This is a genomic window from Chitinophaga oryziterrae (genome assembly GCF_009758125.1).
GTDB classification, from domain to species: Bacteria; Bacteroidota; Bacteroidia; order Chitinophagales; family Chitinophagaceae; genus Chitinophaga; species Chitinophaga oryziterrae.
The window spans coordinates 1,069,435-1,094,560 of record NZ_WRXO01000002.1 but is presented as its reverse complement, the minus strand read 5'-3'; the positions used below and the strand labels follow the sequence as shown (position 1 = coordinate 1,094,560).

The 25,126-nt window shown below is 43.2% G+C and carries 18 protein-coding genes; 10 read left to right on the top strand and 8 right to left on the bottom strand.

Features of this window, described 5'->3' with window-relative positions; all coding sequences use genetic code 11:
- The first annotated feature begins 263 nt into the window (after positions 1–263).
- Positions 264–917, top strand: a complete 654-nt coding sequence (locus GO495_RS11970; protein ID WP_170302668.1) for a response regulator — start codon at positions 264–266, stop codon at positions 915–917.
- Here GO495_RS11970 and GO495_RS11965 read toward each other — a convergent pair.
- From GO495_RS11965 to GO495_RS11945, 5 genes are all read right to left on the bottom strand, one after another.
- On the bottom strand, positions 910–3,966 hold the full coding sequence (locus tag GO495_RS11965; RefSeq protein ID WP_157299905.1) for a two-component regulator propeller domain-containing protein: 3,057 nt from the start codon (positions 3,964–3,966) through the stop codon (positions 910–912). The two genes, GO495_RS11970 and GO495_RS11965, sit on opposite strands and share 8 nt — an antisense overlap.
- A 56-nt stretch (positions 3,967–4,022) precedes the next feature.
- Positions 4,023–4,433 (bottom strand): DoxX family protein, encoded by a 411-nt coding sequence (locus GO495_RS11960; RefSeq protein WP_157299904.1) that lies wholly within the window; start codon positions 4,431–4,433, stop codon positions 4,023–4,025.
- 95 nt (positions 4,434–4,528) lie between these two features.
- Positions 4,529–5,956, bottom strand: a complete 1,428-nt coding sequence (locus tag GO495_RS11955) for a hypothetical protein (protein ID WP_157299903.1) — start codon at positions 5,954–5,956, stop codon at positions 4,529–4,531.
- A gap of 11 nt (positions 5,957–5,967) precedes the next feature.
- Positions 5,968–6,474: an RNA polymerase sigma factor gene (locus GO495_RS11950; protein WP_240915203.1), complete on the bottom strand. Its 507-nt coding sequence runs from the start codon at positions 6,472–6,474 to the stop codon at positions 5,968–5,970.
- A 178-nt stretch (positions 6,475–6,652) separates the two neighbouring features.
- A complete protein-coding gene (locus GO495_RS11945; protein WP_157299901.1) occupies positions 6,653–7,003 on the bottom strand; it encodes a hypothetical protein in 351 nt (116 codons plus the stop codon).
- A 292-nt stretch (positions 7,004–7,295) separates the two neighbouring features.
- On the opposite strand from GO495_RS11945, the gene GO495_RS11940 reads away from it, so the two are divergent.
- The 6 genes from GO495_RS11940 (at position 7,296) to GO495_RS11915 (ending at position 14,673) form a co-directional block, all read left to right on the top strand.
- A complete protein-coding gene (locus GO495_RS11940) occupies positions 7,296–7,736 on the top strand; it encodes a hypothetical protein (RefSeq protein WP_157299900.1) in 441 nt (146 codons plus the stop codon).
- Between the two features lie 10 nt (positions 7,737–7,746).
- Positions 7,747–8,142 carry a helix-turn-helix domain-containing protein gene (locus tag GO495_RS11935; protein ID WP_157299899.1) on the top strand — a complete coding sequence of 132 codons (396 nt, stop codon included), beginning with the start codon at positions 7,747–7,749 and terminating at the stop codon, positions 8,140–8,142.
- A gap of 1 nt (position 8,143) precedes the next feature.
- Positions 8,144–8,575, top strand: a complete 432-nt coding sequence (locus GO495_RS11930) for a hypothetical protein (protein WP_157299898.1) — start codon at positions 8,144–8,146, stop codon at positions 8,573–8,575.
- Positions 8,576–8,873: 298 nt separating this feature from the next.
- Complete coding sequence (locus tag GO495_RS11925; protein WP_157299897.1) at positions 8,874–11,945, top strand: tetratricopeptide repeat protein; 3,072 nt, start codon at positions 8,874–8,876, stop codon at positions 11,943–11,945.
- 20 nt (positions 11,946–11,965) lie between these two features.
- Positions 11,966–13,600, top strand: a complete 1,635-nt coding sequence (locus GO495_RS11920) for a TonB-dependent receptor (RefSeq protein WP_157299896.1) — start codon at positions 11,966–11,968, stop codon at positions 13,598–13,600.
- A 113-nt stretch (positions 13,601–13,713) separates the two neighbouring features.
- The gene (locus tag GO495_RS11915; protein WP_157299895.1) at positions 13,714–14,673 is read left to right on the top strand and encodes an HU domain-containing protein; all 960 of its coding nucleotides are present in this window, start codon (positions 13,714–13,716) and stop codon (positions 14,671–14,673) included.
- A gap of 28 nt (positions 14,674–14,701) precedes the next feature.
- Here the strand turns inward: GO495_RS11915 and GO495_RS11910 are convergent, their stop codons facing one another.
- Positions 14,702–15,595: an SDR family oxidoreductase gene (locus GO495_RS11910; RefSeq protein WP_157299894.1), complete on the bottom strand. Its 894-nt coding sequence runs from the start codon at positions 15,593–15,595 to the stop codon at positions 14,702–14,704.
- Between the two features lie 126 nt (positions 15,596–15,721).
- Entirely contained in the window at positions 15,722–17,785 is a 2,064-nt protein-coding gene (locus GO495_RS11905; RefSeq protein WP_157299893.1) for a prolyl oligopeptidase family serine peptidase, read from the bottom strand.
- Between the two features lie 395 nt (positions 17,786–18,180).
- Here GO495_RS11905 and pfkA point away from each other — a divergent pair, with 395 nt between their 5' ends.
- Together pfkA and pyk are read left to right on the top strand one after the other, a co-directional pair.
- Positions 18,181–19,161: a 6-phosphofructokinase gene (gene pfkA / locus GO495_RS11900; protein WP_157299892.1), complete on the top strand. Its 981-nt coding sequence runs from the start codon at positions 18,181–18,183 to the stop codon at positions 19,159–19,161.
- Positions 19,162–19,172: 11 nt separating this feature from the next.
- Complete coding sequence (gene pyk, locus GO495_RS11895; RefSeq protein ID WP_205691245.1) at positions 19,173–20,663, top strand: pyruvate kinase; 1,491 nt, start codon at positions 19,173–19,175, stop codon at positions 20,661–20,663.
- 91 nt (positions 20,664–20,754) lie between these two features.
- Here pyk and GO495_RS11890 read toward each other — a convergent pair whose 3' ends face one another.
- The gene (locus tag GO495_RS11890) at positions 20,755–23,583 is read right to left on the bottom strand and encodes a TonB-dependent receptor (protein ID WP_170302667.1); all 2,829 of its coding nucleotides are present in this window, start codon (positions 23,581–23,583) and stop codon (positions 20,755–20,757) included.
- A 139-nt stretch (positions 23,584–23,722) separates the two neighbouring features.
- On the opposite strand from GO495_RS11890, the gene GO495_RS11885 reads away from it, so the two are divergent.
- The gene (locus GO495_RS11885) at positions 23,723–25,081 is read left to right on the top strand and encodes an NAD-dependent succinate-semialdehyde dehydrogenase (RefSeq protein ID WP_157299890.1); all 1,359 of its coding nucleotides are present in this window, start codon (positions 23,723–23,725) and stop codon (positions 25,079–25,081) included.
- The last annotated feature ends 45 nt before the right edge of the window (positions 25,082–25,126 follow it).

The following is a 25,126-nucleotide window of genomic DNA, read 5'->3' as shown; positions in this document are numbered from 1 at the left end:
TATTTTATTAACTATTTTACATAGGTATTCAGTCCTGCTTGGTTAAACAGCAGTAATAGGATCATCAATAAGGGTATCGTTTAATTTTTTAACAGTACATTGCCCTTTAAAGGAGTTCGTAAACAAACTATATTATATTCAACGGTGCAAAGGTAGATTCGAACCAATTATACATCTGTAGTAAGACCCTACTACAGGTGTAGTAATAATACTACGTTTAAATGGCTGGGTATAAGGAATACTATCTATATTTGCAACGCATTATGCCAGAATACCTGATGATCAATATCTTAGTTGCCGATGACCATTCAATTGTCCGTTATGGCCTTAAGAAGATAATTGCCAACCTCCCGGTATCTGCCACAGTAACAACCGTTGAAGCATTTGATGATGTAATTGTTACGATGGCAAAACAGTCATTTGACTTACTGATACTAGATATCAATCTTCCGGGAGGTAACAGTATTCAAATGTTGGATGCTGTGAAGCTTCAGCAACCTCATACAATGGTGCTTATTTTTTCTGCCTACGATGAGAAAATATATGCTATTGATTACCTGCAGGCCGGGGCAGACGGCTATCTTAGTAAAAACTCTACTGAGGAAGAAACGAAACTGGCTATCCAAACCCTTTTAAACCGGGAAAAGTACATGAGCCCATCCACCCGTCGGATGATACTTAACAAACTGGACCAGCAGAAAGATTCACAGACAAATCCTTTTGAAACGCTCTCGATACGGGAAGTTGAAGTGATGAGCCTCCTGACAAAAGGTATTCCGTTATTTAAAATAGCAGAAATGCTGCATTTACAGATCTCTACTGTGAGTACCTATAAAACGCGCATTTTTGCAAAACTGGAAATCAGCTCTATCATAGAATTGCTGGAAAAAATCAGATTTTATAATATTTCTATCTGATAACAGTCAGTGTGATATTTACAACAGTTCCATGCCCGTTATTCGGGCTTACCATTATATTGCCATTGATTAGCTGTAAAAGCTCCATCACCATTATTAATCCAATACCATCATGGGAAGCCGGCTTCGCTTCCATAATGGGTACTCCTGTTCTATATTGATCGATCCAGTTGATTACGGCCGGAGACATCCCTATTCCGGTATCAATAAACCGGATAAGGATCTCTTCTTCATTACAGTATGTTTCTAATTGTATAACCCCTTTCCTGGTATATTTTACAGCATTATCAAGGAGATTATGTATGACTATCGCCAGCAGTTGCCTGTTAACCAGCACAACCGTATGAGGTGCTGTATTATTGATGATAGTAATTTCCTTGGCCCGGGAAACTACACGGAAAATGTTTGCTTTCTTTTCCAGCAACTGTCCGAGATCTACCATTTCCAGAGATGAAACGTCGTCCATGAACTGTGACTTCAGATACTGGATCAGGTTCTCTACAAGATGGAACATGCTGTACAGGCTTTCATAAATAATATTCCGTTCATCTTTTCCGATCCCATTTCTCTGTTCATTTCCGTTGCCAATTACCTGCATCATGTATTTCAACGGTGTTTTCAGATCGTGCGAAATAGCCGCGATTAACCGTTGCTGGATAAATCCCTGTCTGCGTAATTGCTGTTCAGAGAGCTGTAGATTGTCTAACGTTTCTTTTAATTCGCGGGTACGCTCCGTTACCCGCAATGCCAGCATCTGGTTTTTACTTTCCACTCTCCTCACCCGTAGCCAGGATAATGCAAACCCCGCCAGCAGGATCGCAATCCCTATCAGTATCCTGAACCAGATGGTTTCGTAGAATGCTTTCCCCACCAGAATGGTAAATACTTTTTCCGTTATATTATTTTTGCCAAAACCATTCAATTTGCGGATCCGGAGAATATATTTCCCCGAATGCATAGATGAGAATTCTATGATCCTGTTATTACTCATCTCTAACCATAGTTCCTTCTCATCCTTTCCTTCTTCTTCCAGCGAATAATGGAGATGTAAATTCTGAGGGTCCCCGAAATACGGCGTGCTGATAGAAAGCCTTACATTCCGGAAATTGTTGGGCAGGGAAATAGCTTCCTTCGCATCAATTATTTTCGCATCCAACTCTACCTGGTCTATAAATATTTCCTTCTCCGGCAGCTCTGTGGATATTTTAGCAGGGGTGAAATATACCAGACCATCCAGGGAGGGCAAAGAGATATCTCCGTTCTGCAATTGCAGGGCACAGGGCTGACAACCACCGTTGAATTCATTTGTATTAAAACCCTGTTCTTTTCCATAATAAAGATAGAATAAGTCCTTCATCCTCCCTGCTGCAAAATCCAGTGCATCCTGGTAGTTTGTCTGAAAGAGCCCGTTATTGGTAGTGATCCAGAGATACCCCTGATCATCCTTCACTATACAATGGGCCGTTTCCATATATTTTTTCTGATCCTTCGGAAGATTTACAAGACGTCCATCTTTATACAGAAAAACCCCGTGATCATAAGTTGTGATCCATACTTCCTTATCTGAAGGTGCATAAAGGCTTCGTATATAAAGATTGTTAAGTCCTGGCACAGTATCAACCTTACGCGTTGATAAATCAATACGTGACAACCCCTTTAAAGTAGCGGCCCATAATATATGCTGATCACCCCGGACGATATAAGTAATATCTTTCACGGCTGCAGTGTATAATTGCAGTTGTGGACTGGCAGCCGCTGTTTCCAGAAAATACAATCCCCCCTTTCTCATTCCTACCCACAAACGGCCATTCTTAGCTATATATAACTGGTTAATTTCATCATCATCTATTTTTTGTTTCCATAACACAGTCGTAAAATCGCCGTTAAACTCCAATAATTCTTTATGATTTTTGTACCAGTAGTTCCCGTTAAAATCCCGCGTGATACTATATCTGTCAGGGAACTCTACTTTACTCAGTCGTGGCGCCAGGGTCTTTTTCCCGGTGATGGGGTCCAATACCATCCCAAGTGGTGTTACAATACTATGCTCACCGAAGGGAGCCTGTGCATAATATACTTCATCTTCTTCTCTTCCGGCCTTTAAGCACCGGAACTGCTGCTGGCTGCATATATACAATCCCCTGGTAACACTACCCAGGAAAACCCTGTGATGCATTTCATCATGATAAACAGCTAAAATCCTGTTCTTCTTAAAATCCAATCCTTTCATGACCAATGTGGACCGTATAGTAGATGAGTCAGACAATTCCAATCTGTAAAAGGACTCATCTAAATAAAGGAACAATTGTCCGGCCCCAAAATTCCAGTATATTTCCGGTTGTTTTTTAAGAGAGTGCCATCCGGGATGCTGTAACAGATCTCCTGTGAGGTTGAGCTTATAAGCTCCTTCCCGTTTAAGCAGGATAAATTGCCCGTTTTTTTCAAAATAACAAAGCTGATCCTTCAGCGTAAATGAGCGACCAGGATAGGGATGTGGGTATCTCATTTTGTAACGTTCCATCCCTCCCTTCATAAACCTGATGGTATCCCCCCTGATATCAAAATATGCATCAGATTCTGCAGGTATCAGATAACTGGCTGCACGAGCCTCATTTAAAAACACGTTGGGCAAACCATTAACAGGATAAATATTTGATACATCATTGAACCACAGGTAATCAAAATCTCCCGGAGCAGTAACAAGTAAATCAGCCCTTCCATTGTGAACAGCCATCACCTCATTCCTTATTGTCCTTGCCAGGATACCATTTTTCTTTGCATTGGGATAAATATAATGTATACGGCTGCTTTGTATGGCAGTATTGCTGGTGCTGAAATTCAAAAAACGGCTCCCGTCAAATCTTACCAGCCCATTTTCAGTAGCCATCCATATAAACCCATCTTTATCCGGCATAATGTATTTTACACTATTCTGTGGTAATCCGTCCTGGTCTGTAAAATGATGTATGGTATATGGTTCCTGTTTCTGATTTGCAAAAGACAGGTTTATCTGTAACAGGATAAAGGAAAGGGATAAAATGAATTTCATTCGAATGTTCTCATTTACTACGGCGCACTCAATATTTGACCAGATACAGTAAGATCTTATTTGCCAAGTAATTTATCTACGCTGGCTTTTCCTGGTCCTGCGAAGAGGATGACTAAGAACGCACAGAGGTACATTGCAGGTAATTCCCTATCCCCTATTGAGGCATGTTGTTTTATCATGAAAACAACTACCCCCATGGCAATTACCAGAGGAATAGCTGCCAGCCGGGTCAGCAATCCTAATACTAATAAGATAGAGCAGATACCTTCTGCGAAGGCTACCAGAGAGAAAGACATTGTTGAACCTATCTTAAAAGGATCAGGGAAACCATATCTTAAGGTCGAGTATTTTATCAGCTTTTCATATCCATGCTGGAAGAAAATCAGTCCGCCGAATACTACGCGGAGCAGGAACAGTGATAGGTTGACAGATCCGTTTGTGTAGCCTGTGGAAAATAGTTTTCTCATAATAAAGCCTAATGATGGTTTGTTTTAAAATCCGGGCAGATTGATCATCTACCCCGGTTCAGGGCCAAAAATAGAACTAATTATGAAAAAACGGATTACCTGATTTTTCTGCGGATCAGGAATTCCAGCTGTATCGGCTTTCTTACATATTGTACAGGATCAGTCGTGTATTTATTGAATGGAATGGCTGTACGCAAGCCTGCCTGCCATTTATTAAGGTTATAGTTGAGTTCCACAACACCTGTTAAAGCAAGATGAGGGTATTTTTTCCAGTTGTCCGTTGTGGCGATAGATATCGTGTCCTCTTTAAGGAAACTTCCTTTATACCACCAGTTGGCACCTACACCGGCGCTGATATCCCAGTTTTTGTATAACAGATAATGATATTGTAAGGTGACACCTGCTCCGAATTGTTTCACCATCGCTTTGTTGGTATGGAGCCCCAGTGTATCACCCTGCCCCAGGCTATCTGGTTTGGAAGAAGAGAAAGAGAACGGTAATAACCGGCTGCTGAAAGGTTGCAGATCTGCGGATATCGTTGATTTCCCTATCGCCTTTTCTATACGTATGGAAGGGATTAAATTCCTGTAAAACCGGTTATTGCCTTTAGGGTCAGAGAAATAATATTTACTGTTAGATAATGGTACAGGCGTATTTAACTGTACCCAGAAACTCCAGGTTTTTAACTTTGGAAGATCCTTTTTTGCAGGTGTTTGCAAAAGTGATATCTGCATATCTTTATGCATTAATCTCTTTGGATCTTCTTTAGATAAAGGAAGAGTGAATAAGCTTAATACTGCAGGAGAAAATCCGGCGGAAGAACCATATATCCAGGGGCTTCCGGGAGATAAAGAAGGACTTCCCGCAAATGAATGCTGATTAGCATCTGTAGTAAAATCTTCTTTCTGTTTCTTTCTCTTATGCTTATTATTATTTGTACCTGTTAATTCCTTTTTATTGCTTTTATCTATTCTTTCAGTTATGCCTTTTTCACTTTTATTCCCCCTACCAGATATCTCCCTTTTATTTTTCATACCTGTTAACTCCTCCTTTTTATTCCTATTCTCTATGCTTTCAACTTTTATACTTGTTACCCCTTTTTTATTCTCATTATCTCTATCTGATATTATCTCTTTTTCATTCTTGTTATCTCTCTTTAGTATCTCTGCTTTACTTTTATCTGACAGATGATTTTTATTGATTTCTGATATAGTATCAGTATTAATGAAAGAAGGCTCCCGCTTATTATTGATAACTATATCCGGCTCATTATTTACATTTTGAGAAACACCATTCTTTCCTTTCAAAGAAACCTTTGAAACATTCCCCCCTTTCAAAGAAAACATCACTACCAGCATCACAACCACCATAAACCTCAGCAGCCAGCCATATCTCACAGATGTCACCGGTAACTCAGCATCCAGCAATTGTGCCATGTCCGCCCAGGCCCGATCCGCTGACGGGATCGGGATAGGCGGCTTGGCCCCCTCCGACATTTCTTTATTTAAATAATGTTCATCCACTTATACCGGAATTATTTTTTAGAATGATATTTCAGCAACACGGGTTTCATTTTCATCCTGGTCTCACTCAGATGCCATTTCACTGTTCCTGCACTTAATTGTAATTGTCCGCAAATCTCATTAATCGAAAAGCCCTCTAAATAATATAATACGCATACGGCCCTTGTACCCAGTGGCAGTACCTGTAATAACTGATAGATATCCTTCCATTCCAGGTCTGAAAGAGGATTGTCAGAACCGGCAATAACAAAATCTGTTATATCTGAAGAAGTAAAAGTATGGGTATTGTCCCTTTTCAGTTTATCACAGGCGGCATTCCGCACAATTGTATATACCCAGTTAAAAAATGCCCCTTTATTTTCATTGTACTGTCCAATATTCTTAAAAACTTTCAACATTCCATCATTCAAAGCTTCCAGCGCATCATTTTCATCTTTAAAGAATTTTTTGCATAACAGGTACAGGGCCGGGTAAAACTTACGATAAAGTTTTTCCTGACCTCCACGATCATTAATCAAACACTTATGAATCAATTCCTGAATGTCTTCCAACTGATACCTTACATATATGCGTACAGAACAAGGTTTCAAGCACTTAAACCGGTCACAAAAGTGACCGGCAATATTTAAATGCTTACATAAAAATACTGACCCAATTTAATCAGATCTAAAACGGAAAATCTTCCCAATAGTTACATTACCCATGCCTTACAGATAATGAATCGTGTGGAGGGATACTATCTACTGGTGGATAATATGTTGTATCAACCGGATAGTGAGGCAATGTATCGTGTGGAGGGAAGGGCACTGTATCATGCGGGAAATGCGGAATCGTGTCATGCGGATGACCAGGAATGGAATCATGGTGATGGCATGGCAGAGAATCATTTGGTAATGAATCAGTTGGATGATGAGGTACGCTATCTGTTAAGGTATCTCTCAGACCTAAAGCATTTAAAGTTGGATTGATAGAACTTTCCTTTTTACAGGATGTGAGATAAGCCATTGCTGCCGTAATAACTAATAAAAAACAAAGCATTTTCTTCATAGAATTATGATTTACCTATATAAACTGGTAGTAAAAAGCTAAAGGTTGGGTAGGTGGAGAAAAAATAAAGTTGTCATGTTGTTAAAGTCCTATAAGTGCAATGTTATATTTTACAATTATCGTCTATCAGATGTATTTAATAAAAATAGCATTGATTATCAAATATTTGTTTATAATTAGATAGCGTCTTGTTAATTTTTTATTGACATTTTATAGATTAACTAATTTTAATCTTAACTTTAAAGTGAAGTGCTACAAAGGAAAACTAGTTAAGTGGATTGAAGGAGACGTTATGACAGCTTATTCAATCTTACTGGAAGGAGAGGAAGAATGTGAAGCAGAGAATTTTTATCTGAAATATGAGGATTCAGTATTCGCGGAAGATATAGATCTGATTACGGCCATGATAAATGAGTTCTTAAAACGCGGCGCCAGAGAAGGTAGATTTCGCCCGGAAGGTGCGGTACATGCTATTCCAACAGGAGGTTCTGCTTTAAGGTTTTATTGCGTGAGGATGAATAAAAATATGGTTGTCTTTGGCAGTGGTGGCGTAAAGACTTCCCAAAAATCACAAGATAGTCCGGATTGCGAACCATACAGGCTCTTTATGGTATCATTTGCAAAAGAGTTTCAAAGGAAAATTATGGAGAATGAACTTCGCTGGGATAGTGCTAATAAATTAATTGAGGTTGTCAACAATGCCCTCTATTTTGAATTTGGTAACTGTGAGTAAATTTTAAACTATGAGTGAACGTTTTAAAAAAGTTAGTGACAGGCTTTCCCCTGAATTAAAACAGCGGGTTTCCAAATCATTTGATATAAGCGATCAAATTCTTGACATTCTGGAGAAAAAAAGAATAACCCAAAAGCAACTTGCTGATAAACTGGGAAAATCTGAGTCTGAAGTTAGCAAATGGATGAAGGGAGATCACAATTTTACTATTGACACAATTGTAAAAATAGAAATTGCCCTTGAAGAGAAGATAATAGATACGCCCAATAATTATCAAAAAGAGCGTTTGGCCTCAGAGGATACCAAAGATCAATTTGAGAAATGGGATAAATATAAACCTGCATCTTTTAAAACAAGCTACCTGAATAACACTATAGAAATACCTGTAAAAACGGCAATACTATAAAATGCAGTATAACGTACAGATTATTCAACTGGATGTATTGGAATATAAGGCATATAACCCTACAACGACAAAAGATGATTATAGTGGCAAGGTGAATGTACGAGTTAAAGCCCTTATAGAAACAGATAAAAAAACAATCAGTATCATTGTTAATATTGATATGTTACTGAACATTGCAGAAGATCTCAGATTAAGTTCAGTTGGTACGGTTAACATAGTTAATACTTTCTTACTGGCAGACGATGACTGGACAAAATACATTATTTATGAGGGAGATAAGCCATTCATTGACAAAGAATTAGATAACTTTCTCGTAAATATTTCATATCATAATTCAAGAGGGTTATTAAGAGAACGAGGTAAGAATGATTTGTTCGGAAAAATAATATTACCATTAATGGTACCTCAGGACATTGAGAGGACTACTACATAAAACTACTTTTCATAAATTCTACTTTAATTATCAGCTCCTTTCAAGGTTTGGTTTGATTCTTGCTCCAACCATTGGTTTTCATATTAATATGGGGACCTGAATATCACGGATTATCTCCCATAATTCCTTACGGCCAGTCACTTTTAGTGACGAACTTGTAAAGCATAATTCATAGCAATAGCTATATTTGCTCCTGTTTATGTTACCCTGAAGGCATTACGTATTGATTCTGAATGGAAAATAAATCCGTTCAGGATTCGTTTAAAACGCATATTTAAGTTTATAACAGGTTAAAAGCATGCAATTAATAAGAAAGTTTCTTGTTCCAGGACATTTGTTTTTATTCATGATTACCCTGGGTATACTGACTGTACCTGCGGCAAAAGCCCAGCAAACAAGGATCTACACAGATCCTGATAAAGTATTTAAAGATGCCCAGCAGCTATTCCAACAGGAGAAGTATGCAGTTGCCCTGCAACTGTTTAAGCAAACCATCGATAATATCGGGTACTTTCAGGAAACCAGCCGTAGCCTGGTGAAAACAGACGCTGTATATTATTATACCGTTTGTGCCTTGAAACTGGGACAACCTAATGCTGAAAAACTGGCGCTCGACTTCCTGGCCCTTTATAATAACAATGCCCGGGAACAACTCGTTAGTTATCAACTGGCTAAATACTATTTCCACCAGAATAAGCTGAAAGAAGCCATTCCCCTGTATGAAAAGGCCAACATCGAAAATCTTTCCAACAACGAAATCGCAGAAGCCAAATTCGAACTGGCCTACTGCTATTTCAACGTGAAAGACTTTCAGAAAGCACAACCTCTCTTCGGGTCTATCAAGGAAATTCCCGGTAAATATTATATACCGGCCAATTACTACTACGGTTTCATCGCCTACTATAATCACCAGTACATAGATGCATTGACCAGCTTCCAGCGCGTGGTGAATGAACCTAAATACAGCAATATCGTTCCTTATTATATTGCCGAAATCTATTACTTCCAGGGTAAACGCGATCAGTTAATCAGCTATGCAGAACCTCTCGTGAAAAAAGGCGGCCTGTATTACGAAGCTGAAATGAAACAACTGCTGGGACAGGCTTATTTCGAAAGAAAAGAGTACCAGAAAGCACTGAACTATCTCCAGGAATACCAGGATAATGCAGAATCAGTAAGGAAAGAAGATATTTATCAACTGTCTTATAGCTACTACCAGACCGGCAACTTCGCCAAAGCGATCAGCGGGTTCAAACAACTGAGCAGCGAGAAAGACTCCCTGGGGCAAAACTCCATGTACCTGCTGGGTGATTGCTACCTGCGTACCGGTCAGAAAGCCAATGCGCGTAACGCCTTCGCCTTCTGCGCCCGTAACAGCGCCAACGCACAGCAACAGGAGATTTCCCGCTTCAACTACGGTAAACTCTCTTATGAACTGGGCTACCAGGATGCTGCTATCACGGAACTGACCAGCTTTGTAGGCTCCTATCCGCAGTCGGCCTATAATAAGGAAGCCCGCGAGATACTCGTTAGCCTGCTGGTAAATACCAACAACTATAAGGATGCCCTGTCTATCATCGAGAACATCCCCGACAAGACACCTACCGTGCAGAAAGCCTACCAGAAAGTGGCCTACGGACGCGCTACAGAGCTGATCAACGACCAGCAACTGGCAGAAGCGGACCGCCTGCTGGATATCGCTCTCAAAAATCCTTACGATAATAATGTAACACAACTGGCACATTTCTGGAAAGCAGAAATTGCTATGCGTCAGAATAATACAGATGCTGCGATCTCCCACCTGAACACCTACCTTACCGGTGCTGTTCCTGCTTCCGGAGAAGCCAATGCACAAACGGCCAGTTATAACATGGGTTATAACCTGCTGAAGAAAGAAGACTATACAAGGGCGTTACAGCATTTCGAAGCTGCACAAAGGACTACCGGTCCGAATGCGGCCCGTATCACCAATGATGCCATCATCCGCAGCGCTGACTGTTACTATATGCTGAAAGACTATCCAAAGGCGACAGCATTGTACGACAAGATCATCAACGGTAACCTGCCGGGTTCCGATTATGCTACCTATCAGAAAAGTATCATCCTCGGTATACAGGGTAAGCAGACAGAGAAACTGAGCATGCTGAAACAACTGGGGGATAAATTCCCAACGTCTAACTTCAGCAATGATGCAGACCTGGAAATTGCCAATACTTATCTTGCCCAGGAAAAATATACAGAAGCGATCCCTTATCTGGATAATGTATTGCAGAAACAACCTAACGGTCCGAATGCACCAAGAGCCTTACTGAAACTGGGATTATGCTATTTCAACAAAGACAATGAAGATAAAGCACTGACCTATTACCGCCAGGTGGTAGAGAAGTTCCCTAACTCTCCCGAAGCAAATGAAGCCCTGAGCAGTGTGAAAGATATTTATGTAGGACAGGGTAAAACAGATGCTTATGTGGCTTTACTGAAATCTACCGGCAGAACGGTAAGTACCTCCGTAGAGGACTCCCTTACGTATGCCACGGCTGAAAGTAAGTTCATGAGCAATGACTGCGCAGGCGCTACCGTTGCCTTCAATAACTACTTACAGAAATATCCTAACGGACAGTTTGTGTTACCGGCCCAGTTCTATAAATCAGAATGCGCCTATAACAATAAGGATTACACGAATGCCTTACCGGGTTATGAGTTCGTGTTATCAAAGAATAACAGTCTGTATGCAGAACGTTCCGCCTTACAGGCCGCCAACATCAACTTCTTCCAGCAGAAGAACTATGAAAAGGCCCGTGCTTACTACCTGCAGTTACAGGACCTTTCCACTACCAAGGAGAACACCTTCACCGCTACCCGTGGCCTGCTGCGCAGTAACTACCAGCTGAAACACTGGGATGAGGTGAGCAATTATGCTGAGATCCTGTTGTCCAGCTCCAACATCAGTACAGATGACCAGATTACCGGCCATTTTTACCTGGGCCGTGCAGAACAGGAACAGAGTCAGTATGATGACGCGATTAAAGAATACAAAGTGGCTGCCGGTATGACCAAATCCGAGATTGGCGCCGAAGCCCGTTATAATATTGCCTGGTGCCTGTTCCAGAAAAATGATCTGACCAACGCCGAGAAAGCCGGTTTTGATGTGATCAAGAATACACCGGGTTATGAGCAGTGGGTAGCTAAATCCTATATTCTGTTAGGAGACATCTATGCACAGCAAAAGGACTATTTCAATGCGAAAGCCACTTATCAGAGTATTGCTGAGAATTGCACCATCCCTGCGTTGAAACAGGAAGCAAAAGATAAACTGGCCAAAGCAGAAGCTGACGAAAAATCAGCATCTAAAATGAAATCCAATAAATAATTTACCGAATTACGATCAGCATGAACGTGTATATCAAACATATAAACCGTTTTTTGACAGTGGCAGGGTGTGTTTTCCTGCAACAACAGGCACATGCCCAGGAAACGCTCAAGCAGGAAACCATCGACATCATTTCCAATTACAGGCCCAAACTGCGGGATGCGGCTAAACTGAACCTGACGGCTTCCCTGCCGGGTTTTGATACTACCCGTCCCAAGTTGCAGTACCAGGTGCCTGCACTGAACCTGTACTTTATGTACCAGCCGGTTCCCCTGAAACCGCTGGCACTGGGGAAGGATTCTCTGGATAAATTACAGAACAACTTTATAAAAGCGGGCTTTGGTAATCTTAGCACACCGCTGATACAGGCAGGTTTTGGCAGTGGCAGGAATGATAAATACAACTTCGGGATCTATGGTAGTTATACCGGTTCTAAGGGAGATATCAAAAACCAGGACTACAGTGCGCTGAACGTACTGGCCTCCGGTACCTACTTCACCCCTATCCTGGAAGTAAACGGCGCTATCGGTTTTGACCGTAACGAAGTACATTATTATGGATACGATCATAGTCTGTATACTTTCAGTAAAGGTGATGTGAAACAGGCTTTCAGCCAGTTCACGGCACAGGCGGGTGTGAAAAACCGTCCTTTGAACGACTGGGCCTTCAAGTTTGAGCCATCTGCCAAATTCATTTACTTCTCCGACTCCTACAAACGCAAGGAGCCTACCGTGATCATTAAAGTACCGGTGAGCAAACAGCTGTTTGAGGACATCTATATCCGCGCTGAAGGTATGTTCGACCTTTCTTCCTATAAACAGGATGACCAGCCTCAGTTCAATAACAATGTAGTAGCCATACATCCTGCCCTGGAGATCATCAAACCCAGGTTCGTATTACATGCAGGCGTAAATCCTACCTGGACCAACAAGAAGTTCTACCTGTTGCCGGATATCGTGAACGAGTCGCATATCATCTATAAGAAGGTTATCCTGAGCAGCGGATGGACCTCCTACATCAATAAGAACAGCTATCGCAACCTGGTGAACCAGAATCCGTTCCTGGCCTCTTATGGTTCCGGTATCCTCAATACCCGTGTAGAAGAGAAATACACCGGTATCAAAGGAACGCTGGGCAGTCACTTTAATTATAACACCAAGTTTGCCGCCGTCACTTATTACAATATGCCGTTATTCGTGAATGACAGTCTGGATGGTAAAACTTTTTATACAAAAAATGAAGAAGAGCTGAAAGCATTTAATTTGCATGCTGAGGTTGGTTATATCCAGGAGGAGAAATTCCAGGTACGTGTGAGTCTTGACTGGTTCAATTATACCAAACAGAAAACGGAAGTGAAGCCATGGGGACTGGTACCTTTCCGGACAGATGCCTTCGCACAATACTCTATTGCAAAGAAGCTGCATCTCAATGCCAACCTGTATTTCCTGGGTAGCAGCTACTACCAGTTACCGAATAAGGACTTTGCTAAGAACAAGAGCGCCTGGGACCTGAATGCGGGGGCTAATTACGATATAGGAAAGAATATTAACCTCTGGATAAATGCAAATAATCTCTTTAATTCGCACTATCAAAGGTGGAATGGATATCAATCTTATGGGTTGAATGTGGTAGGCGGAGTGATGATTAAGTTTTAAAGTAAATTTTAAAGTCGTAAAATTGCGCTCTGAATGGCTAATTGGGTATATTAGATAACCCAATTAGCCATTTATACGTTTGAGTCATTTCATAATAGGAATATTTACTATACTTGGTACTAGAACAATACATACAGGAAGTTTTATATAGACAGCACAGTTGCAGTCTCCCAAAAATCGGAACGTTTACGCTTCAGCATACGTCTGCACGTTTCGACGTAACAGATAATACCATTGAGCCACCAGGCGAGAAGATCGTGTTCGAAGAGAACTGGACGGACGATGGCAGATGCGCTGAATGGATAGCCCAGCGGGAAAACCTGGTGCTGCCTATTGCGCGGCTGAAGATGGACAAATACATTGATGAGCTGAAGGCTACCCTGCAAACGGGCAGACCGGTGGTAATACCTGGCGTGGGACAACTACAGGCGAATACCATAGGCATTATTTCCTTTGAACCGGAAGCGATGCCTATCACCATGGAGACCCTGCATGTGAAACCCGTGATACGCACGGATGTGAGTCATAAGATAACGGTGGGTAATACTGAAATGGTGGGCACTACGGTGATGAACCACTTAACAGCTTCCCCTGATCATACCTCTTCTACTACAGAATACCCGGATTTTCCGGAGAGTGGTTCCCGCTTCCGCTGGTGGTGGATAGCAGCGCCTGTAGGGACTTTACTGTTTGCCTGGCTCATCTGGTGGCTGGCGGAACGCCAGGATGCCAATGCCAATAAAGCAGCAGAAGTAGCCAGCACAGCGGTGGATACCATGAAGATGAAGGAAGAAGTGAAACAGGCAGATACATTGCCGCCAGCGCCCCCTGTGTCTGATACCATAGCGTATTATGCCGTGGTGGAGACTTTCAAAGACAAGGCGCTCGCAGAAAGAAAGTATGCCACACGCAAGAAGAATGGATCCAGAATAACTTATCAGTTACAATATACTTCCTCTGATTCTTCTCTTTGGGAGATAGTAATACCACTCCGCAGTGTTCCGGCTGATACTACAAAAATGAAAGATTCAATCAGAAATTTGATCGTTCAAAAAGTAAGTCTGAAATTTTAAGGGGTTAGATTTTAAAAGCCTGCGAGAATTAGATTTCTCTGGCTACGATATCCAGTCCTTCTTCAAAGCTGTGGGGCTTGTAACCTAATTCCTTTACTGCTTTATCTATCACAAAGCCTGTTTTAGCAGGGCGTTTCGCAGGCTGGGTAAAGGTTTTTGCGTCTACCTGTTCCAGCATCTGGGGATTTAATTTGAAATATCCTGCTGTTTGCACCGCCATTTCGTAAGGAGTGAGTGTTTCACTTCCTGAGATATGATAGATACCGGTGGCTCTCTTATCGGCTACCAGTTTACATCCTGCTGCCAGGTCCTGTACCAGCGTAGGAGTACGCCACTGGTCAGTCACTACTTTCAGCTTCTTACCCTGTTCCAGGTTATTCTTTACCCAGGTGATAATGTTACTGCGTTTAGGATCTGCGGCTACGCCGTATACGAGTACTGTACGAACGATAGCCCAGGCCAGTTTGCTATTCCTTACCAGGCGTTCTGCCGCCACTTTACTGGCTCCGTAATAACTGAGCGGGTTTACCGCATCTTCTTCCGCATAAGGGCCCTGCAGCCCATCAAATACAAAGTCCGTAGATAAGAACACGAAAAAGGTATTCGTCTTTTCAGCAGCCTGTATGAGGTAACGTGTAGCACTGACATTGATATCCCAGCAGGCATCTTTGTTCCGCTCACAATCATCTACCTGCGTCATCGCCGCAGCATGGATCAATACATCGGGCTTGTGTTTTTCCAGCAGGTGCTGGACACTTGTTGCGTCCCTCAGGTTAGTAGCTTCGTAAGTGTATCCATCCTGAACTGGCAGGCGGTTGGGGCCTCTTCCGGTTGCGATGACTGTATACCGGCTGTCCTGTAAAAAAACCGGTATCAGGTGTTGGCCCAGTAATCCATTGCTTCCTGTTATTAATACCTTCATAACAGTAAATTACTGATTTTATCAATCACAAAGAAAAAGGGGTAGTGACTCAGTTTGATTTATTTTGATCAAAGAACAATTTTTTTGTGATGGTGCTTCGCACCATCACAAAAATTACTCAATTCGCTACTTCACGGTCATCCCTAAATTATACATGGTAAAAGCCCAGATATCGGTGGCTTCATCAATCAGCTTGGAAGTAGGTTTCCCTGCACCATGGCCGGCTTGTGTATCGATACGTATAAGCGTTGGGTTGGGGCCGGCGTTGCAAGCCTGTAAAGCAGCTGCGAACTTAAAGGAGTGCGCAGGCACTACACGGTCGTCATGATCGGCAGTGGTAACCAGCGTAGCGGGATACGTTGTACCTGGTTTCAGGTTATGCAGCGGGGAGTATTTAAGCAGATACGGGAACTGATCTGCTTTCTCGCTGCTGCCATATTCCGCTACCCATGCCCAGCCAATAGTGAATAACTGGAAGCGCAGCATGTCCATCACTCCTACTGCCGGCAGGGCCACTTTGAAGAGTTCCGGGCGTTGCGTCATGCAGGCGCCTACCAGCAGACCGCCGTTAGAACCACCCCGGATAGCCAGATGCGCGGAATTGGTGTATTTCTCTTTGATCAGGTATTCTGCCGCACCGGTAAAGTCGTCGAACACATTCTGTTTACGTTCCATCATCCCCGCCTTATGCCAGGCTTCTCCATATTCACTGCCACCACGGAGGCAAACCACTGCCAGGATCCCTCCCTGTTCCATGAAGAACAGGTTGGATACCCCGAAGGCCGGTGTCTGCGGGATATTAAATCCACCATAACCATACAGCAATACAGGATTATCTCCCGTATTCTTTATTCCCTTTTTATAAGACAGGAAGATAGGTACACGGGTACCATCTTTACTATTAAAAAATACCTGTTTGGTTTCGTAGTCATCCGGATTGAACTTCACTTCCGGTTTACTGAAGAAATCAGATTTACCGGTTTTGATATCATATTTATATATCATACCCGGAGATACATAGGAAGTAAAGCTGTAGAAAAACTCCTTATCCTCCTTTTCACCACCGAAGCCCGAAGCGGTGCCTATACCCGGCAGGATGATCTCCCGCTCCTGTTTACCGGCATAGCTGTACTGGTATACTTTGGTAGCGGCATCTTTCAGATAACTGGGGAATAACCAGCCACCGGCAGTACCTACCCCCTGCAGGACTTCCTTCCTCTCAGGAATGATCTCTTTCCAGTTTTCCTTTTCAGGATGTTTGGGGTCTACCAGTACTACCTTATAATTAGGCGCATCCTGGTTGGTGTGCATCAGCAGTTTATCTCCATCATTATCTATAACAGAAGGTTCATAATCAAAGCCTTTTACCAGTGGTTTGAATGCTGTCCGGGCAGTATCTTTCATATCCCGGTACCAGAGTTCTCTACCGGAAGTCCCTTCTGAGATATGTAATATCAGGAAGCGTTCGTCTTCCGTCACTCCCAGTCCGGCATTACGCAGGGGATGTTCTTTATCCTGGTAGATCAGTTCGTCCTTATCCTGAGTAGTACCTATTATATGATAATAAACTTTATGGAACTCGTTCTTTTTGGAGAGCTTGCTGGATTCATCGGGCTTATCGTAACGGCTGTAATAGAAGCCATGACCACGCCAGGAGATACTGCTGAACTTGATCCAGTCGAGGGTATCTGCCAGTAATGTTTTGGACTCCACGTCCATAATGAACGCCTGTTGCCAGTCGGACCCTGCCTTTGCCAGCAGGTAAGCCGCATATTTCCCATCTTTTGAAAAGGAGACAGTGCCGAGGGCTACCGTTCCGCTCTCAGAGAGTTTATTGGGATCTATAAAGACCTCCGGCGTAGCATCCAGGGTTTTGTGGCGGTATAATATAGCCTGGTTCTGCAGGCCATCATTCTTATAGAAGTAATAATAATCTCCTTTTTTGAAGGGAGCACCTAAGCGTGGATAATTCCAGAGCACTTCAAGACGTTTCTTAATCGCGTCCCGAAAGGGTATCTTTGTAAGATAAGACTGTGTAACTGCGTTCTCTTCCTGTACCCAGGCCTTTGTTTCGGCACTGTTATCATCTTCGAGCCAGCGGTATGGGTCCGCTATAGTAGTACCGTGATAATTATCCGTCACATCCGTTTTACGGGTTTGTGGATAGCTGATGCCTGATTGTTGAGCCATTACTGTTCCGGTTGTTGTAAAAAAGTATAAAATAGAAAAGAAGAATAGACTTTTTAATTTTCTTTCTGTATTTAAATTATACATATGTGTATTTTTAAAAAAATTAAGCCCGTTGGTTAACTAAATTTGAAATTTTTGTGTAATTCATCAGAATACTATTAGAAACAAAAGGCAAAATGTTATTTTTGTGCGCCCGTTTGATATTTTTTGGCAATTTATGCATTAGCAGCGTGATTCTCAGGAAAAAACGAGCGGATGGGTAAAATTTGGAAAGTGTGAATGATGAATGCGTTTCATGACACGTTCGGGGGATATCGGGGTAAAACAGGTTCAAATCAAGGTAGGGGTTCCCTGAATCCATAGACAAAAACGTAGAGAGGGAAATAAACATAACTATGAAAAAAGTTAATAACATTGCAGTCCTAACTTCGGGCGGAGATGCGCCAGGCATGAATGCTGCTGTTCGTGCCGTTGTGAGGACGGGAATTTACCATCAGCTGAATGTGTATGGTGTTATGTATGGTTACAGGGGAATGCTGAAAAATGAGATTATCCCTTTGGAGTCCAAGTCTGTAGCCAACATTATTCAAAGAGGCGGCACTATTCTCAAAACAGCCCGCTGTAAAGAGTTCCATGAGTACGAGGGACGTAAAAAAGCCTACGAAAATTTAAAGAAACACAATATTGACGGCCTGGTAGTGATTGGCGGGGACGGTTCCTTCAACGGAGCATACAAGCTGAGCCAGGAGTTCGATATCCCGTGCATAGGTTTACCCGGTACTATTGATAAGGACATTGCAGGAACAGATTTTACTATTGGTTTTGACACGGCTGTGAACACTGCTGTAGATGCGATCGACAAGATCCGTGATACAGCTGATGCGCACGACCGTTTATTTATAATAGAGGTAATGGGCCGTGACGCCGGTTATATCGCCCTGCACAGTGGTATTTCTACTGGTGCAGAACATATTATGACCCCGGAACACCTGATTGACGTACAGGATATCATTGAAGACCTGCAGGCGAACGAACGCCGCCGCAAAATGGTGAACATCATCGTAGTAGCAGAAGGTTCTACTGCCGGTGGTGCTGAGGAAGTGGCCAGGCAGATCAAGGCACAATGTCTTCAGCTGGATACCCGTGTGACCATCTTAGGTCATATACAGCGTGGTGGTTCCCCCACCTGCCAGGACCGCATCCTGGCCAGCCGTATGGGTTACGCAGCGGTAGAGGCATTGCTGGAAGGTACATCCAATGTGATGGTAGGTATCGTAAACAACAAAATTCACTATACTCCGCTGGAACAGGCCATTAAGGCAAAAGAACACATTGATCCTGAATGGTTAAAGATCACTAAAATACTTGCGAGTTAAAAAATAGAGCTATGAGTACAAACGATTTATCGAAATACGTAAACAAACAGATGGACCATAAGGCTTCCAGAGCACATTCTCAACACAAAACAAAAATCGTTGCTACCGTTGGGCCAGCATGCGATACCTACGAAGGATTACTGGCACTGGTAAGAGCTGGCGTTAATGTGTTCCGTCTGAATTTTTCACATGGCTCTCACGAGGATAAGCTGCGTATTATAAAGCTGATCCGCCAAATCAACGCTACAGAACCTTATAACGTTGCCATCCTGGCCGATTTACAAGGTCCTAAACTGCGCGTTGGTGAAATTGAAAATAATGCACTGCCACTGGTTCCTGGACAGATCCTCACGTTCGTGAACGAAAAAGTGGTAGGTAATGCAACAAAAATATATGTTTCTTACCCTGACCTCCACAAGGATATCAAACCTGGTCAGAAAATCCTGCTGGATGATGGTAAGATAGAAACGATCGTAAAAGAAGTAACTGCTGCCGGCGAAATCAAAGCAGTAGTATCTTTCCCGGGAGTACTTTCTTCCAAAAAAGGTTTCAACCTGCCGGATACCCAGGTTTCCCTGCCTGCACTGACAGAAAAAGACGAAGTTGACTTACAGTTCATCATCGATCATGAATGCGACTGGGTTGCCCTGTCTTTCGTGAGACACGTAGATGACCTGCTGTTGCTCCGCAAACGCCTGAAAGAACGTGATTCTAAAATAAAGGTGATCTCTAAGATCGAGAAGCCAGAAGCTATCGCTAACCTGAAAGAAATTATCTGGGAAAGTGATGGCGTAATGATCGCCCGTGGTGACCTGGGTGTGGAACTGCCGGTTGAGCAGATCCCAATGATCCAGAAAGATATCATCCGTAAATGTATTCACCGTGCGAAACCGGTGATCGTTGCTACCCAGATGATGGAAAGCATGATCGACCGTACCCGTCCAAACCGTAGCGAAATCACTGACGTAGCGAACGCTGTTCTGGAAGGTGCTGATGCCGTGATGCTGAGCGGTGAAACTGCTACCGGTCAATTCCCTGAGCTGGTTATCCAGACTATGAAGAAAATCATTGACGAAGTAGAAAAAGAAGACATCGTTTACAACCGTAACCTGATCCCTCACCGTCACTCTCCTTCCTTCCTGAGCGATGCACTGTGTTACAATGCCTGCAAAATGGCAGAAGACCTGGATGCTGATGCCCTGATCGGTATGACACAGAGCGGCTATACCGGCTTTATGCTGAGCAGCTACCGTCCACGCTCTCCGCTGTATGTATTTACCAAAGAGAAATCCCTGGTAAATCAGCTCAGCCTTAGCTGGGGTGTACGCGCTTTCTATTATGGAGAAGAAGAAAGCCTTGATAATATCATTGCTGACCAGATCGGTATCCTGAAAGAAAGAGGTTTCCTGAAAGTTGATGACGTGGTTGTTAATACTGGTAGCACACCGGTTAAACTGCACCTGCCAACTAATACTATCAAGATTACAAAGGTGACTGAGTAATTGATGTTATTATATATAAAAAAAGCCTTCCTGTCCGGGAAGGCTTTTTTTTGATCAAAGAAATTGAAGGGTTTTGCAATACACCCGAAAATCAAAAGTTGAGAACTACTCTTGTAAATAAACGGATACCATTGAAACCCATCTGAACAGGGTCCCAGGCGCCGCCGGCTTCACCATCAAAAGCAGAGTTTTTAGCAGCAGGTACCACTCCCAGATCAGGATGTACATTGAAGACATTATCTGCACCGATGAACCAACTGATATGGGAAGAGAATTTATAACTGGCGTAAAGGTCTGTCACCATCTTGCCCTTGTAATTGAATTTCTCAGGTAACAGGGTACCGTCAGCATCACTTTCAACCTGTGGATTGATACCCGTACCAGCCAGGTCTCCTGCAAAGCCATAACCCAGCAGTTCTATCTTACCAAAGTAAGTGAGGTGAGTACCAACACTCAGTTTGTTTACGCCATATTCCAGGTTTATACCCAGTTTCACCGGCGGTGCAGATGCTAATACAAACTTCTCCTCACGATCGCTGAAGAACTCTTTCTGATGCAGCGGACTGTCGTTCAGAGAACCTGGTACATTCACTTTATCGATATTCATGTGCTGAATATTACCCGTAAATAATCCCCTGAAATGCTGATTTCCCCAACGTTTATTATAATCCACCACGATATCTACACCTGTGTTGGTCGTATTCACTGCATTGGCAAAGAACTGTGCATTATCAATATGCAAATTGTTTAAAGCATTATAGAATGCAGGTGATAAAGTCGTGTCTCCTTTATTAAATTGTCCGGATAAAACGATCCTGTCCTTTACTTTCACGAGATAACCATCTATAGTAACCGTTAATTCGCTCAGTGGTTTCCAGGAGAAACCCAGACTGGCATTCACGGATTTTTCCTGTTTCAGATCAGGAATACCGGCTGCTTTGGTAATAGGGTCATAGTTAGGGGCAATCTTTACTTCAGAAATAGTACCGCCCTGTACGTTCGTAAACTGAGAGCTGTAATTGATCTGTTGCAAGGATGGTGCGCGATAACCGGTACTTACGGAACCTCTGATATTGAAGTTATGTGTTAGCTTATAACGGGAAGCCAGTTTGTAAGTGCTGGTAAATCCAAAATCACTGTAGTTCTCTGCTCGTATAGCAGCGCCTATTAACCACTTTTTGGTAACATCCAGTTCTGCATCAACAAAACCGGCAATGTTGGAACGGTCTGCACTCACTACGTCCGTAGGTCTGTAACCGGGGAATCCCTGAGAACCGGTGGCTTTGAAAAAGGTAGGATCGTAGTTAGTGTATGACGCTGCCTCTCCTGCATAAATCTTATAATTCTCATAACGGTATTCCGCACCAAAAGCCAGGTTTAACCCTGCTCCTACTGTTGGAATAGATTTATCGAAAGTAAGGTTGGCCGTATTTTGTAAGAAGGAGAAACCGCCATCATCAAAATGTGTCTGGTTGGGTCCCAGAGAGGCGTTAAATGTTTTATCTCCATAGAAATGAAAGTTGTTTTTACCAAGTGTATTACTCAGGTCCCAGTTCCAGTTGTTACCCAGTTCACCTTTGATACCTACCGCTCCGGATGCATCACTGATATGCGTCTGAATATGCGGATCGTATACGGTGTCTAATGGTCCGCCACCCGGAGTAGGTACCGCATACATGATATCCTTATTGAAGATCACGTTACCATTCGCGTCTGTAGGGAAACGATCGGGGTGCGCGCTTGCAAAAGGATTATATCCATGTAGTGTTCTGGTGTAAGCATATGCATCAGAGGATTTATAATTATATCCGCCAAAAGCATAAAATGTGGTGCGGCCATTTGCAAAAGGAACTTCCATGTTGATCATTCCGCCACCAGTAGTTTTGGAAGCATCTCCATTGGACCTTCTCACCGCATTCACAGGCAGGCCGTTTTTATTCGCCACGTTGGTATCCAGTGCCTGACGGTATGTTTTACCCTGTACAAGGAAGTTACCTGAGAAGTTCAGGAAACCGCCCTGTTTACCTAAAGGAACACCATAACTGATACCGAATGTACCGGCATTACCATCTATAGGGTTGCTGTATTTATACTGATGCTGATCACGGCCAAAATAAGTATTATACTTATGATCATAATAACCGGCATAACCGGCATTGATATAAAGATGATTGACATCTTTTTTGAGGATCAGATTGATAACCCCGGCAATGGCGTCAGAACCATATTGAGCAGAAGCACCATCACGTAATATTTCAACACGGTCTATCGCTGCTTCCGGGATGGCATTCAGGTCGGTTCCTGAGTTACCACGGCCACGGGTACCAAATACGGCCACGAAGGCTGTCTGGTGTCTCCTCTTGCCATTTACCAATACCAGTGTCTGATCGGGGCCAAGACCTCTGAGTGTAGCCAGATCTATCTGGTCGGCACCATCACTGCCACTTTGTTTGTTATAGTTGAAAGAGGGAGCAGCCATATTCAATACGGCGGTGAGGTCCATTTTTGCGGTAGGCAAAGAGGACTGTGAGAGGTTGATGATATCTACGGGTACAGGCGTTTCCGTTTTCGCCCTGCCACCCCCACGGGTACCTACCAGTACTACCTGGTTCAGTTCAGACACGTTGGATATAAGCTGGATATTGATGTTTGTACGGCCATTCACCGGCAGCGACTGTGCGATGAAACCGATAGCACTTATTTCCAGTACATCATCACTTTTTGCTTCAATAGAAAAAGTACCTTCTTTGCCGGTGAGCGTTCCTGTACTGGTTAATTTAACCCTTACAGTAATACCTTCCAGCGGAACACCTGTGGTGGCATCCGTGACTTTACCCGTAATCTTTAACTTCTGGGCATAAGACATTGAAAAGAAAAATAATAGCACAGCTATCAGACTTAGGCTTCTGGTTGACCTCATAAAATGGTGGATTGGGTTATGTCTAAATATAAACATTTTCCGTAGGTTCAACAACGCAAGAGTCTGAAATGTTCAGATGTCTTACATTTACACTCCACGTAGCGGCATGTATGTTGCCGTAAAAAATAAAACCGGTTTTATGAGTACTTTCAAGAGTGTTAATCCATACACACAGGAAACCATCGCTGAGTATGCCGCTCATACAGAAGCAGAGATAGAACAACTGCTGGCATGGGGCCACCAGACATTCCGCCAGACAAGACAAATCCCTTTACAGCAACGCTGTGACCAGATGCTGAAACTGGCCGCTCTCTTAAAAGAACAGGTAGATGAACATGCCGCGATCATTACCCGGGAGATGGGAAAAACCCTGAAAGAGGCAAAAGCGGAAGTGTTGAAATGTGCCGCCTCTGCGGAATATTATGCACAACATATCGCAGGGATGCTGCAATATAAACCGGTGAGTTCCGATGGGCGGCAGAGTTATGTTGCCTATGAACCCAAGGGTATCGTACTAGCCATTATGCCCTGGAATTTCCCTTACTGGCAGGTATTCCGTTTTGCCATTCCCAATATATTAGCAGGCAATACCGGTTTACTGAAACACGCCAGTAATGTAAGTGGCTGTGCCCTCGCTATAGAAAAGCTGTTCCTGGAAGCGGGTTTCCCGGAAGGGTCTTTCCAGGCGGTGTTAATTAACGCTAAGAATATTGAGCCGCTGATAGCGGATACACGTGTACAGGGCGTAACACTTACGGGCAGTACGGGTGCGGGCATGAGCGTGGCTGCATTAGCCGGGAAATACATTAAAAAGACGGTGCTGGAACTGGGTGGAAGCGACCCTTTTATCGTACTGAAAGATGCCAATATTGAAGAGGCCGCGAAGATCGCAGTGAAGGCCCGTATGCAGAATGCGGGACAGTCCTGTATTGCGGCCAAACGCTGGATAGTGGAGCAGTCCGTATTAGGCGATTTCACAGACAGGGTGAGTACCTTACTGGGACAGATGAAACAGGGAGACCCTTTCCACGCAGATACGGATATGGGCCCTATGGCAAGACCGGACCTGGCGACCGGGTTATCCCTTCAGATGCGTAAAACGATCACCCAGGGGGCTTCCCTTGTATTGGGAGGCAAACAGGATTCAGCGAACTTCCAGCCCACCCTGCTGACGGGCGTACAACCCCGTATGACCGCTTTCGACGAGGAGACTTTCGGGCCGCTGGCCGTGATTATCAGCGCAAATGATGAGCAGCATGCTATTCAACTGGCCAACCAGACGCCTTTCGGGCTGGGATCTGCGTTATGGACAACCGACCTTGATAAGGCGAGGAAGCTGGCTACCCAGATCGAGAGCGGGAATGTGTTTATCAATGCGATGGTACGGTCTGATGCGCGTTTACCGTTTGGAGGCGTTAAACAATCCGGTTACGGAAGAGAGTTGTCAGTAGAGGGTACACATGAGTTTTTGAATGTGAAAACGGTTTATATAGCTTAATTACCGGCTATCCAGAGATCGCATATCAATTTTTGAATGTTTGAA

Excerpts from the sequence above, each read along its gene's own strand:
- pfkA (WP_157299892.1), top strand. The coding sequence starts at position 18,181 with ATGAAAAAAGTTAATAACATTGCAGTCCTAACTTCGGGCGGAGATGCG.
- GO495_RS11965 (WP_157299905.1), bottom strand. The coding sequence starts at position 3,966 with ATGAAATTCATTTTATCCCTTTCCTTTATCCTGTTACAGATAAACCTG.
- GO495_RS11910 (WP_157299894.1), bottom strand. The coding sequence starts at position 15,595 with ATGAAGGTATTAATAACAGGAAGCAATGGATTACTGGGCCAACACCTG.
- GO495_RS11920 (WP_157299896.1), top strand. The coding sequence starts at position 11,966 with ATGAACGTGTATATCAAACATATAAACCGTTTTTTGACAGTGGCAGGG.
- GO495_RS11925 (WP_157299897.1), top strand. The coding sequence starts at position 8,874 with ATGCAATTAATAAGAAAGTTTCTTGTTCCAGGACATTTGTTTTTATTC.
- GO495_RS11930 (WP_157299898.1), top strand. The coding sequence starts at position 8,144 with ATGCAGTATAACGTACAGATTATTCAACTGGATGTATTGGAATATAAG.
- GO495_RS11945 (WP_157299901.1), bottom strand. The coding sequence starts at position 7,003 with ATGAAGAAAATGCTTTGTTTTTTATTAGTTATTACGGCAGCAATGGCT.
- pyk (WP_205691245.1), top strand. The coding sequence starts at position 19,173 with ATGAGTACAAACGATTTATCGAAATACGTAAACAAACAGATGGACCAT.
- GO495_RS11970 (WP_170302668.1), top strand. The coding sequence starts at position 264 with ATGCCAGAATACCTGATGATCAATATCTTAGTTGCCGATGACCATTCA.
- GO495_RS11940 (WP_157299900.1), top strand. The coding sequence starts at position 7,296 with ATGACAGCTTATTCAATCTTACTGGAAGGAGAGGAAGAATGTGAAGCA.
- GO495_RS11935 (WP_157299899.1), top strand. The coding sequence starts at position 7,747 with ATGAGTGAACGTTTTAAAAAAGTTAGTGACAGGCTTTCCCCTGAATTA.
- GO495_RS11885 (WP_157299890.1), top strand. The coding sequence starts at position 23,723 with ATGAGTACTTTCAAGAGTGTTAATCCATACACACAGGAAACCATCGCT.
- GO495_RS11890 (WP_170302667.1), bottom strand. The coding sequence starts at position 23,583 with ATGAGGTCAACCAGAAGCCTAAGTCTGATAGCTGTGCTATTATTTTTC.
- GO495_RS11960 (WP_157299904.1), bottom strand. The coding sequence starts at position 4,433 with ATGAGAAAACTATTTTCCACAGGCTACACAAACGGATCTGTCAACCTA.
- GO495_RS11905 (WP_157299893.1), bottom strand. The coding sequence starts at position 17,785 with ATGGCTCAACAATCAGGCATCAGCTATCCACAAACCCGTAAAACGGAT.